This is a genomic window from Pseudomonas sp. BSw22131 (assembly GCF_026810445.1).
GTDB lineage: Bacteria > Pseudomonadota > Gammaproteobacteria > Pseudomonadales > Pseudomonadaceae > Aquipseudomonas > Aquipseudomonas huanghezhanensis.
Genome location: NZ_CP113949.1, coordinates 1,722,674 through 1,734,809 on the forward strand (window position 1 = coordinate 1,722,674; position 12,136 = coordinate 1,734,809).

The window sequence follows — 12,136 nt, forward strand, 5'->3', positions numbered from 1 at the left end:
CTCAGGTGAGTTTTCCGAGAATCTTGACGCTCCTGCAGGAGCCAGCTTGTTGGCGAGGCGGCGTCACGGGTTGAATCAATCCTGACGCCCCGCGAATGAATTCGCGTCTACAGATCAAAACGCGCATCCAGAAATGCGCCGGTCCTGTAGCCAACTTGTTGGCGAAGCAGACGATGCGTTGTGCCATACATGCCGCCTCGCGAACAAGTTCGCTCCTACCGGTGCTGTGTCAACCGCTACGGCAGCTCGACGCACGCATAAAACGCGGTCAGTACCTTCACCAGATGGGACAGATCCTGGCTGCCCGCCAACTCACGAATCGAGTGCATGGCGAACGTAGGCAAACCGATGTCGACCGTGCGCACCCCAAGATGGCTGGCGGTAATCGGGCCGATGGTCGAGCCACAGCCCATGTCGCTGCGGACCACGAAGCTTTGCACAGGCACTTCTTCAGCCATGCACAAATGCCGGAAGAAACCGGCCGTTTCGCTGTTGGTGGCGTAGCGCTGGTTGCTGTTGACCTTGATCACCGGGCCTGCGTTGAGCTTGGGGCCGTGGTTGCCGTCGTGTTTGTCGGCGTAGTTCGGATGCACGCCGTGGGCGTTGTCGGCCGAGACCAGCAGTGACTTCTGAATGGTGCGCACGTACTCGTCGCCGTCCGGCAGCAGCCGTTGCAGGATTTGCTCAAGCATCGGGCCGTCAGCACCGCATGCCGAAGACGAACCCACTTCTTCATGGTCGGTGCAGATCAGCAGGCAGGTTTCTTCGGTCTCGGCGTTGAGCAACGCTTGCAGGCCGGCGAAGCACGACAGCAGGTTGTCCAGACGCGCCCCGGCGATGAAGTCGCCATTCAGTCCGACCACGGCCGCGCTTTGTGTGTCGTAGAAGCTCAGCTCGTAATCGAGCACCACGTCTGCGTTCAGGCCGTGTTCGCGGGCAAGTTGATCGGTGAGCAATGCGCGAAAGTCAGCGCGCTCGTCACCGGCCACTTGCGCCAGGATCGGCGGCAACTCGGTCTGTGCATTGATTGCCCAGCCCTCGTTGGCGGTGCGATTGAGGTGAATCGCGAGGTTGGGGATGACCGCAATCGGCAGTTTGAAGTCGATGAGCTGGCTTTCGACCTTGCCATCGCGGCGGTAGGTGACACGTCCTGCCAGCGACAGATCCCGGTCGAACCATGGGGCGAGCAAGGCGCCGCCATAGACTTCGACGCCCAGTTGCCAGAAACCCTGACGCTGCAGTTCGGGTTGCGGCTTGACCCGCAGGCACGGGCTGTCGGTGTGGGCGCCGACCAGTCGGATACCGCCGCTCAGGGCTGACAAACGGCCCAGTTTGAAGGCGACGATGGATGAGTCGTTGCGGGTGACGTAATAGCGACCGCCCGCTTCGGTGGTCCAGGTCTCACGTTCGTTCAGGCGCTGATAACCGGCGCCTTCGAGGCGCTGAACGAGGCTTGCGGTGGCATGAAAGGGGGTGGGAGAGGCCTTGAGGAAATCGATCAGGCCTTGGTTCAACTCTTCGCGCATAAGCTACTCCAGACAGCGATGGGCGCGAGTTTACAGGCCAATGGCTGTTGGGGCGAGTGGCCTCGAGGGTGTCAGGTTGCGGCGTATCCAAAAGCCCGGCATGGCGCAAAACCTGTAGGAGCGAATTCATTCGCGAGAGGCTGGTGTGGCTGGCGTTTTTTTTATGCGCTAGCCAATGCATCTTGGCTAACTGACGTTTTGATTATTGGGTGTATATCCGTTAGCTCGGGTGCTGCTGATATTGGTTTCGCTCTTACCCCCGGTGTCAGGATAGTTGTCGCCTCTCCGGTTTTTCCTAAAAAAGTATATCGGGGGCGGAAAGAGACTGGTCGTGCCGTACTATTCACCTGAACGCAGAGCCGCATTACTCAAGATGCTGCTTCACCCGCTGAACCTGTCGATGGCCGAGGTTTCCCGGCGCGAAGGGGTCAGCGAAATGTCTTTGTCCAACTGGCGCAAACAGCTCAGTTCTGAAGGAAGTGCAGTGTCCGAAAACAAGTCGCTGACCGAGAACTGGTCAGCCGAAACCAAGTTTGCTGTCGTGCTTGAAGCCGCCGGTTTGTCCGAGATCGACCTGGGTGAATACTGCCGCCGCAAAGGCCTTTATCCCGAGCAAATCACGGCTTGGCGACAAGCTTTTATCACCGGCCAGAAATCGACCAAAGTCCAGCAGAAAGAAGACCGCGAGCAAGCTCGTAAAGACAAGAAACGCATCCAGGAACTTGAGCGCGAACTGCGCCGCAAAGACAAGGCGCTCGCTGAAACAGCCGCGTTATTGGTGCTGCGAAAAAAGCTCAACGACTACTGGGGAACGACCGACGACGAGGCCAACTAACGTCTCTGCCAGAGCGGCAGTTACTCGTGGCCTGGCTGGGCGAAGCGGTCGCGGCGGGAGCCAGAAAAATCAGGGCCTGTCGGGAAGTTGGTCTGTCGCTGCGCACCTTGCAACGGTGGACTCAAACAGACGCTATCCAGACCGACGCCCGTACGACGGTCACACGGCCAACGCCACGAAATGCGCTGACCGAGGCAGAGCGACAGGCCATTGTGACGCTGTGTAACAGCCCGCAGTATGCCCACTTGCCGCCAAGCCAGATCGTGCCGCGACTGGCCGACCAAGCCTGTTATCTGGCGTCGGAGTCGACGTTTTATCGCGTCTTGCGCGCAGCGGGCCAGCAGCAACATCGAGGCCGTAGCCTGCGGCCCAGAAGACACGCAGCACCGACAACACACGCAGCCAACGCACCCAATCAGGTGTGGTCGTGGGACATCACGTATCTGCCGTCGCCGGTACGCGGCAAGTATTACTACCTCTATCTGATCGAGGATATTTACAGCCGCAAGGCCGTGGGCTGGGAGGTCTACGACGTGGAGAGCGGCGAGAAAGCCGCCGCACTGCTGCAACGCAGCGTGATAGGCGAGCAGTGTTTACGCGAACCGCTGGTGCTGCACTCGGACAACGGTGCACCGATGAAGTCGGTGACACTGCTGAGCAAAATGTACGACCTGGGCATCACCCCGTCACGTGGCCGACCGCGTGTCAGCAACGACAATCCGTACTCGGAGTCGCTGTTTAGAACCCTGAAATACTGCCCGCAATGGCCGCAGGATGGTTTTGCCAGTTTGGATGCTGCTCGGGCTTGGGTGAGGGGTTTTATGCGCTGGTACAACAACGAGCACCGACATAGCCGCATCCGGTTCGTCACACCGGCTGAGCGGCATCGAGGACTGGATCATCAGGTCTTGGCCCAGCGACATGAGCTGTACGAACGAGCGAAGGAAAACAAACCGGAGCGTTGGTCAGGTCGGACGCGTAACTGGAAGCCGATTGGCACCGTGCTGCTGAATCCGGATCGAGAGCAACAGGTCGAGAAAAGAGCAGCATAGTTAGACGGTGACGCGACAACTACCTTGAAAAACGCCGCTTACAGCGAGTCACTTTTGCCAAACGCCGCAAAAGTAACCAAAAGGTCTTGCTCCCGTGTCCGGCCCGACTTCGTCGGGTTCCCTCACTCCGGCATTGCTCCGGGGACACGCCGCCATCGGCCATCCATGGCCGGGGGCGGCTAGCGCGGCATCCATGCCGCGCTGTCCCCTGCGCAACGCCTGCGTTCGGCCTTCCAAAGTCGCACTTTGCGGCGTATCCGAAGGCTCGGCACGACACAAAACCTATACGCATTTTTGTCTATCACTCAAAAGCCCGGCACGACACAAAACCTGTAGGAGCGAATTCATTCGCGAGAGGCCGGTGTGGTTTTAACAAAGCCCGACCCAGCGCCCAAAGCAGAAAAGCGAATGCCCTTGATCTTCACTCACGCCAGCCCAAACACCACAAATCGCGACCTGGGTGCAGGCCAAACCGGGAGCAAAAGCGGTTTGGTTACTTTTGGTGCTTTTCAAAAGTGACTCGCTGTAAAAGCGAAACTGATATCAGCAGCACTCTAGATAACGGATATACACACAATAAACAGGGAATGAGTGAGAACGAAAACCCGTTGGCTGGCGCTCAGAAACAGCAACGCCGAAACAGGCCTCTCGCGAATGAATTCGCTCCTACAGGTTTTGCGCCTGACCGATATCGGCGCGCCAACAAAAAACCATCATCAAAACGGCGCAGGACACTCAAACCGCAGTCGCTCGCCTGACACCGGATGGGTAAAGCTCAACATCGCCGCGTGCAGGCACAACCGCGGATACGCCGCCAGCGCCTCCGGATGCGCATACAGCCCGTCACCCAGCAACGGATGCCCAATCGACAACATATGAACGCGCAACTGGTGCGAACGCCCGGTAATCGGCGTCAACTCTACGCGGCAATGGGTACCGAACCGCTCCAGCACCTTCCAGAACGTCAACGCATGCTTGCCGAAGTCATGATCCACCACATGACGCGGCTTGGTCGGCGGGTCATACCTCAACGGCAGATCAATACTGCCGCTGTCCAGCGTCGGCTGTCCCCAGCACAGCGCGGTGTAGGCCTTTTCAGTTTCGCGATCATGAAACTGCCGCGACAACTCGCGATGAGTGTCCGCGTCACGCGCCAGCAGAATGATCCCCGACGTTTCCCAATCCAGACGATGAACGATCCGCGCCTCGGGATAGCCGTTTTCCTGCAGACGGGTAATCAGGCAGTCCTTGTTGTCGTCGGCTCGACCGGGCACTGACAACAACAGCGTAGGTTTATCGACCACCAGAACGGCTTCGTCCTGGTGAATGATGCGGATGTTCGACAACGGCATGTAACGGCCTCAAAGCGTGAACGCTAGAAACGCCAACGGCGGTACCCGGCGCGACTCCTTTGGGAGAAACACCGGATACCGCCGCGGGCTACCGCCGGATCAACGATCTGGCAGGGTGATGTTGAGTTCGAGGATCGAGCAGCTGCCTTGGTTTTCCAGGGCGACATGCACTTGATCGTTCTCGATGTTGACGTATTTACGGATCACTTCCACCAGCTCTTTTTGCAGGGCAGGCAGGTAATCCGGAGTGCTGCGTTGGCCGCGTTCGTGCGCCACGATGATCTGTAGACGCTCTTTCGCGACCGACGCGGTGCTTACCTTTTTGGTGGCACGAAAGAAGTCAAAAATATTCATTAATTACCCCCGAACAGGCGTTCGAAAAATCCTTTTTTCTGTACGTCCAGGAAACGGTGCTCTTTTTCCTTGCCCAGCAAGCGATCAACCGCATCGCTGTAAGCCTGGCCAGCGTCGCTCTGGTCATCGAGGATCACCGGAACACCCTGGTTGGAAGCCTTGAGCACCGCCTGGGATTCTGGAATCACGCCCAGCAGTGTTACTGCGAGGATTTCCTTGACGTCTTCAACGCCCAGCATCTCGCCCTTGCTCACGCGCTCGGGGTTGTAGCGGGTCAGCAGCAAGTGTTCTTTGATTGGGTCTTCGCCACGCTCGGCGCGACGGGATTTGCTGGCCAGCAGGCCCAGCATGCGGTCGGAGTCACGTACCGATGACACTTCAGGGTTGGTCACGACGATGGCTTCGTCAGCGAAATACATCGCCAGGTGAGCGCCTGTCTCGATGCCGGCAGGGGAGTCGCAGACGACGTACTCGAAGGTTTCCTTGAGTTCCATCAGGACTTTTTCGACGCCTTCTTTGGTCAGCGCGTCCTTGTCACGGGTCTGGCTGGCGGCCAGCACGTACAGACCCTCGATCTTCTTGTCTTTGATCAACGCCTGTTGCAGATTGGCTTCGCCATTGACCACGTTGACGAAGTCGTAAACAACGCGCCGCTCGCAACCCATGATCAGGTCAAGGTTACGCAAACCCACGTCGAAGTCGACGATGACTGTTTTGTGGCCACGCAATGCGAGGCCGGTGCCGATGGCGGCGCTGGTGGTGGTCTTGCCCACACCACCCTTGCCGGATGTAACCACGAGAATCTTGGCCAAGGTGAATCACCCCTAGAGGAAAAGGAACAGTTTGTTCCTGAAGAGCCCCTCGTGACGCAGCGGTGTTCGAGCAAGGGTGGCAACGAAGGGCATTATCGGGAAAACAAAAAATTTTCCGTTACTCCCTGTTCCTTTGCATCGTTTTCGCGACGAATCAGAGTGGCTTTGAAAATGGCGCAGTATCCGTTAAAGACGGGTGATGTTCAACACGTCGCCGGACAGACTCACCTGCACCCCGGCACCCCACAGCGGATCTCTGCGCAAGTCTTCGGAAACCTTGTATTGGCCTGCAATGGAGACCAGTTCGGCGACCATTTGCTGGCAGAAAATCCGCGCTTTGGTATCGCCTTTGATCCCCGCCAGTGCCCGACCCCGCATAGGGCCATAGACATGGATATTGCCATCGGCGAGAAGTTCCGCCCCCGGACTTACCGACGAAATGACCACCAGGTCTGAACCCTGCGCATAAATCTGCTGCCCGCCACGTACGGGCGCGGTGATGATCTTGGTCGGTTTGATCAGCGGCTCTGGCGGTTTTTCGATGATGACCGGCGGTTTCTTCACTTCGCTTTCGACTTCAAGGGGCCGCTCACGGGCGCCTGATGGCGGCAGTACGGGCAAGTCGATGGCGATAGCGGCAGCGATGTCCTCTATCCGGTTGGCGCGGATGGCCAGCGTGCGCAGTCCATGCTGGCGGCACACGCGCATCAGGGCCGGCAGGTCGATTGCGCCTTCGTTGGCCGGGAGCTTGTCCAGTGCCAGCACCAGCGGGGTATTACTGAAGAAGTTCGGGGCCTGGGCGACTTTCGCCGCCAACTGGCGGTCCAGCGCTTCAAGATTATTGCGTGCCAGCTCAAGCACAGTGATGGCAAGCATGCTGCCCTTGAGCTGGAACACGTGATCCTGGTCTTGCGATTCGATTTGGCTCATGTCGGCATACAGCGGCTTGTCGCTAAAAGTGCCGAGACTTATAGCGAGAACGCCCGCGAGTCGCAAGCGAGCCACGACCTATCTTGCGCAACCCTTTCGTCATAACGATGTAGAATGCCCGCCTTTGTCCTGACGGAAGCTGTAATGGATCGCCCGCGTTTTCGAGCTTATTTTCTTCACCCTCGCTTCTGGCCGCTATGGCTCGGGCTGGGCCTGCTCTGGCTGACCGTTCAATTGCCGTTTCGCGTTTTGCTGGTAGTGGGCCGGCTGATCGGCGCGATGATGTACCGCTTTGCCACCGACCGTCGCGTGATTGCCGCGCGCAACCTGCAGCTGTGTTTTCCGCACGTGAGCAAGGCTGAGCGCAAGCGCCTGCTCAAGGCAAACTTCGCGTCGACGGGGATCGCGTTCTTCGAGATGGCCATGAGTTGGTGGTGGTCCAGAGAGCGGCTGGCACGCCTGGCGCACATCGAAGGCATCGAGCACCTCAAGCAGGCGCATGCCAGCGGGCAGGGCGTGATTCTCATGGCGCTGCACTTCACCACGCTGGAAATCGGCGCCGCGTTGCTCGGTCAGCAGCACACGATTGACGGCATGTACCGCGAACACAAAAATCCACTGTTTGACTTCGTTCAGCGTCGCGGCCGCGAGCGACATAATCTGGATTCGCTGGCGGTTGAGCGCGAAGACGTGCGCGGCATGCTCAAGCTGCTGCGCGCCGGGCGGGGGATCTGGTACGCGCCTGATCAGGACTACGGCGCCAAACAAAGCATCTTCGTCCCGTTGTTCGGCATTCAGGCCGCCACCGTGACCGCCACCAGCAAGTTCGCCAAGCTGGGTCGCGCTCTGGTAGTGCCGTTCACCCAAGAGCGTCTGGCAGATGGCAGTGGCTACCGGCTGGTAGTTCATGCCCCATTAGCGGATTTTCCCGGTGAAAGCGACGAGGCCGATTGCCTGCGGATCAATCAGTGGGTAGAGCACGCAGTCGCGGCATGTCCCGAGCAATACCTCTGGGCGCATCGTCGTTTCAAAAGCCGCCCGCCGGGAGAGCCGAAGCTGTACCCCAAGCGCGGCTGAAGGGCCAGACGCAACTATTGCAGGAGCGCGCTTGCCCGCGATTAGGTTGGTTCAGTCCATACATCTATGTCGGATGAAAGATCTTTCGCGGGCAAGCGCGCTCCTACAAGTGGAAGTCAAGCAGTCAACCGATCATCCCGAAAATCGCGCAACGCCTGTTCGATCTCTTCTCGGGTATTCATCACGAACGGTCCGTACTGCACGATAGGCTCACCCAGCGGCTTGCCTGCGATCAGCAACACCCGGGCGCCTGATTCACTGTGCAACTGCACTTCACCACTTTCCGAGAGCCGCGCCATTCGGCGCGTCCCGATCTTCTGCGGCTGGCCCGCCACTTCCAGCTCGCCTTCATACACATACAGCAGCACCCGATGCCCCTCAGGCACCTTCGGGATGATGGTGCTGCCCGCTGGCATGTGAAAGTCGAAATACTGAGGTTCGGTGTCCGGGCGCTGCACGGCGCCAGCTTGCTGGACATGACCATCGTCGAAATGGCCGGCGATCACTACCACTTTGACGCCCGCTGACGTGGTCAGGCGGGGGATGCGCTCAGGCTGGATATCGTCGTAACCGGGATCGCTCAGTTTGGTTTTGCCCGGCAGATTTACCCAAAGCTGGAAGCCACGCAGGGTGCCTTCTTCCTGCTCGGGCATTTCGCTGTGAATAACCCCGCGCGCCGCCGTCATCCACTGCACGCCGCCGCCCTGCAACAGGCCGACATTACCCATGTGGTCCTCGTGGCGCATACGGCCTTCGAGCATGTAAGTCACTGTCTCGAAACCGCGGTGTGGGTGGGGAGGGAAGCCAGCGATGTAGTCGTCAGGCTTGTCGGAGCCGAACTCATCGAGCATCAGAAACGGATCGAACTGCTCAACGCCGGGGCCGCCGAACACTCGGGTCAGTTGTACGCCTGCGCCATCGGACGTGGGCTGCCCGGTCTGGATGGACAGAACTTTGCGTAATTGAGTCATGGGAAGGCAACTCCAGAACAGGTATGAGTGCGGGCTATGCTATGCCTGTTCAGGTGATGAATGGGTGGGTTTTTTGCGGGGTATTGATCGATTTGGTTGATCTGAACTGGAGGAGTGCGCTTGCCCGCGATAGGGGTTTGGCAGGCGATGTATTTACTAAAGGCATACCGCAATCGCCGGGCAAGCGCGCTCCTGCAAGAACAAAAACGGCCCAACGAATCACTTCGATGGGCCGTTTTTTCAAGCGATCCCCTTACTCGGAAATCTGCAACTTGCGCGCTTCGGTGTACACGTAGCGGACTTTCTCGTATTCGAACGGCGAGTTCATCTGGCCATACCGGAAGCTGGTGTTGTAGCGGCGATCGATCGCACGCAGCAGGTAGATTTCCGGGTGGTCTTCACTGACCTGAGACACGTTCAGGAAGTTGATCTGTGACTCGGCAGTGAAGTCGAACAACAGGCCACCGGTGTCACGAAAGTTGGACGGCCCGAGAATCGGCAACACGAAGTACGGCCCGGCTGGCACCCCATAGAAGCCCAGGGTTTGGCCGAAGTCTTCGCTCTGGCGTGGCAAGCCCATCCAGGTCGCCGGGTCCCACAGCCCGGCGATGCCGAGGGTGGTGTTGACCAGCAGACGCCCGGTGGTTTCCATCGAGCGCTTACCTTTGAACTGCAGCAGGCTGTTCAACAGGTTAGGCACATCGCCCAGGTTGTTGAAGAAGTTGCTGACGCCTGTTCGCAAGAAGCTTGGGGTCACGTACTTGTAGCCGTTGACCACCGGCAGGAACACCCACTCATCAAAGCGGTAGTTGAAGTGGTAGACCCGGCGGTTCCAGGATTCGAGCGGGTCGTACACATTCAACGCGTTGAGCGTGGCGCGTTCGAACTCACGCTGATCAAGCCCCGGGTTGAATTTCAGCGACTTCAACGGCTCGGTGAAACCGTCCGAAGTCTCAAGTCGCTTGACTGGCGTTGCCTGGGAAATAATCGGCGCGTCGGCCGCATGAACCGCGCCTGCCAAGAGCAGCGCAGCAAGAAGAACGAGACGTTTAGCCACGGAAAAACTCCAGCATGGCGTCGGAGTTGACGCGGTAGTTCAGGTTGCCGCAATGACCGCCGTACGGATAAACAGTCAGGCGATCGCCAAAAGTCTTGCGCAGGAAACCGAGGTCGCCCGGGCCGAGGATCACGTCGTCAGCGTTGTGCATGACCGCGATTTTCTTGCTGGTGGCCAGGTAATCCTTGAGTGCGTAAAGGCTCACTTGATCGACCAGTTGCAGCAGGCTGCCACCGTCGGTGCGCGCGCGCCACATCGGAATCACTTGTTCGGTCACGTAGCAATCGAAGTCGCATTGCAGGGCACGCTTGAGGAACGGCGTCAGGCTGGTGCCTTCAGTGATCGGGGTTTTCGGTGGCGTGATCAGGCCACGACGGTTGATCAGGTCCGAGGTAAACGCGATATCGGCTGCCGAGAAACGGAACGAGGTGCCGATGAGCATCGCCATCTGTTCGTTCGACAAGTGCTGCTTGGACTGTTGGAAGTCGTAGAGCAGGGCGTCGTTGAGGTCGATGTAGCCTTTCTGGCGGAAGTAACGGGTCAATTTGGCCAGTACCAATTCATAGAATGTGGTGCTGTTGTTGATGCCTTTCACTTCGGTCTGGACCATTTTGTCCAGGTTGGTGATCGAGGTGTACAAGTTGACCGGCGGGTTGATCAGCAGCACTTTCTTGAAGTTGAAACTGCGACGGGTTTCGTCCAGATGGCTGACGAATGCAGCGTCCAGTGCGCCGAGGCTGTAACCGGTCAGGTAGTAGTCGGTGATCTGCAGCTTGGTCTGTTGGGCGCGAACGGCCTGCATCACGCGATACAAGTCTTCAGCGTCTTGCTGGGTCACACCTGGCGTTGCGAAACGTGAGGCAGCGCTCATGAAGTCGTAGCTGGTTGGCGATGACAGTTGTACGACGTGGTAACCGGCGCCGTAATACAGTTTTTTCAGGAATTCATTGAGCGTGCTGTTGTAAGGCGCGCCAGTGCCTGCGATCAAAAAGATCAGCGGGGCAGGGTGATCCTGTTTGGCAAGACGATAATGCAGTTTTTTAACGGCCCAGAAGTTGTCGGGAAGCGTGAACTCGCGTTCCGGGCGCATGGTCAGGCTGTAGTCGTCCTGATCGATGTCTGCGTCATCTGGCACTTTGCTGCGCAGATCCGGCGGAGTCGTGGCGATGGTCGCTTCGAACGGGTTGGTCAAAGGAAAGCCATAACTGGACGGGTCGACATCGACCGCCATCACGGACGCACTCAAAAAGAGGCCGCCGATGACGGCGGCGAAGCGTAGAAAACGAAGCATGACTAAATCCCTTGGGAAAGAAGTGCAGTTGAAATATCGCAGGCTATGACACGGGTGTAGTGCCAAAGTGCCGCTCTGGCAAGTCAGTTGTGCAAAGCCTTGGCGACAATACACGTTCTAGCGGTTTTGGCGTGTACCCTTGTGCGTCAAAATCGCACTGTTTTTGTATTTTTTTCTCACAGCTTATGCTGTCGGCTGTTTTCCCCTGCTCTGGAGTTTTTTCGTGTCTCGTCGTCTTCCGCTTATTGTGCTGTGCGTTGTGCTGGCTGTTTGGCTGGCGTTGAGTTACGGCCTGCGCTATGGGCTGATGGAAGATGTGCAGTGGGTTGGCATTTGTACCGATGAGGCGATGAATTGGGAGTGTGAGCTGCGCGCCAATCTTGGGCTGCTGATTCATTTTCAGGTGTTCGGGTGGGCCGCGCTGATCGCGTCGGTGGTGGCGTTCGTGATTCCGCACCGTACGGGCCGCGCTCTGGCGGTGGTCGGGCTGTTGTTGGGGATCCTCGCGCTGGTCTTGTACACCGCAAGTCTTGCGGTGTTTGCCGTGGTGATTGCCGGATTGAGACTGGTACGCGCCGGTAAAACCGCACCCCTGTAGGCGCCAATTCATTCGCGCGGCGGCGGGATTGGTTCAACTCTCAAGGCCGTCCTGCCAACACGTTGGCTCCTGCAGAATCAATCGGGGGCGCACTTCAAATCCCAGACAGCATAAAGGGGAGCCTGGGCTCCCCTTTAAATCGTTTCACGTGCTCTTTTTTATTATTGTAGGGCGGCCTGTTATTGTTTTTGGCGACCAGTCCCTTTAAAGCTTTTGGTGATCCCCATTCGGGATACAAGAGCAAACGTATTTTTTTGAGCGCTGACCTGCTTTGATCAATC

11 protein-coding genes are annotated in these 12,136 nt (G+C 58.0%); 3 read left to right on the forward strand and 8 right to left on the reverse strand.

What is annotated here, in order from left to right; translation table 11 throughout:
* Positions 1-236: 236 nt before the first annotated feature.
* Entirely contained in the window at positions 237-1,526 is a 1,290-nt protein-coding gene (locus OYW20_RS07665) for a M18 family aminopeptidase (protein WP_268800101.1), read from the reverse strand.
* A 331-nt stretch (positions 1,527-1,857) separates the two neighbouring features.
* Here OYW20_RS07665 and OYW20_RS07670 point away from each other — a divergent pair.
* A protein-coding gene (locus OYW20_RS07670) for an IS3 family transposase (protein ID WP_268800102.1) occupies positions 1,858-3,413 on the forward strand; the annotation gives its coding sequence in 2 pieces (ribosomal slippage) (positions 1,858-2,320 and positions 2,320-3,413; 1,557 coding nt in all).
* A gap of 716 nt (positions 3,414-4,129) precedes the next feature.
* Here OYW20_RS07670 and OYW20_RS07675 read toward each other — a convergent pair.
* From OYW20_RS07675 to minC, 4 genes are all read right to left on the reverse strand, one after another.
* On the reverse strand, positions 4,130-4,765 hold the full coding sequence (locus tag OYW20_RS07675) for an RluA family pseudouridine synthase (protein ID WP_268800103.1): 636 nt from the start codon (positions 4,763-4,765) through the stop codon (positions 4,130-4,132).
* Between the two features lie 99 nt (positions 4,766-4,864).
* On the reverse strand, positions 4,865-5,119 hold the full coding sequence (gene minE / locus OYW20_RS07680; RefSeq protein ID WP_268800104.1) for a cell division topological specificity factor MinE: 255 nt from the start codon (positions 5,117-5,119) through the stop codon (positions 4,865-4,867).
* On the reverse strand, positions 5,119-5,931 hold the full coding sequence (gene minD, locus OYW20_RS07685) for a septum site-determining protein MinD (protein ID WP_237254080.1): 813 nt from the start codon (positions 5,929-5,931) through the stop codon (positions 5,119-5,121). The genes minE and minD overlap by 1 nt, the downstream gene beginning before the upstream one ends.
* 186 nt (positions 5,932-6,117) lie before the next feature.
* Positions 6,118-6,861 carry a septum site-determining protein MinC gene (gene minC / locus OYW20_RS07690; RefSeq protein ID WP_268800105.1) on the reverse strand — a complete coding sequence of 248 codons (744 nt, stop codon included), beginning with the start codon at positions 6,859-6,861 and terminating at the stop codon, positions 6,118-6,120.
* A 144-nt stretch (positions 6,862-7,005) separates the two neighbouring features.
* On the opposite strand from minC, the gene OYW20_RS07695 reads away from it, so the two are divergent.
* Positions 7,006-7,938, forward strand: a complete 933-nt coding sequence (locus OYW20_RS07695) for a lipid A biosynthesis lauroyl acyltransferase (protein ID WP_268800106.1) — start codon at positions 7,006-7,008, stop codon at positions 7,936-7,938.
* A 116-nt stretch (positions 7,939-8,054) separates the two neighbouring features.
* Here the strand turns inward: OYW20_RS07695 and OYW20_RS07700 are convergent, their stop codons facing one another.
* From OYW20_RS07700 to OYW20_RS07710, 3 genes are all read right to left on the reverse strand, one after another.
* Positions 8,055-8,909 (reverse strand): pirin family protein, encoded by an 855-nt coding sequence (locus OYW20_RS07700; protein WP_268800107.1) that lies wholly within the window; start codon positions 8,907-8,909, stop codon positions 8,055-8,057.
* 253 nt (positions 8,910-9,162) lie between these two features.
* Complete coding sequence (locus OYW20_RS07705; protein ID WP_268800108.1) at positions 9,163-9,966, reverse strand: MlaA family lipoprotein; 804 nt, start codon at positions 9,964-9,966, stop codon at positions 9,163-9,165.
* A complete protein-coding gene (locus OYW20_RS07710; protein ID WP_268800109.1) occupies positions 9,959-11,257 on the reverse strand; it encodes a serine/threonine protein kinase in 1,299 nt (432 codons plus the stop codon). Before OYW20_RS07710 ends, OYW20_RS07705 begins: the two co-directional genes overlap by 8 nt.
* A gap of 223 nt (positions 11,258-11,480) precedes the next feature.
* Here OYW20_RS07710 and OYW20_RS07715 point away from each other — a divergent pair, with 223 nt between their 5' ends.
* On the forward strand, positions 11,481-11,855 hold the full coding sequence (locus OYW20_RS07715; RefSeq protein WP_268800110.1) for a hypothetical protein: 375 nt from the start codon (positions 11,481-11,483) through the stop codon (positions 11,853-11,855).
* Positions 11,856-12,136: the final 281 nt, after the last annotated feature.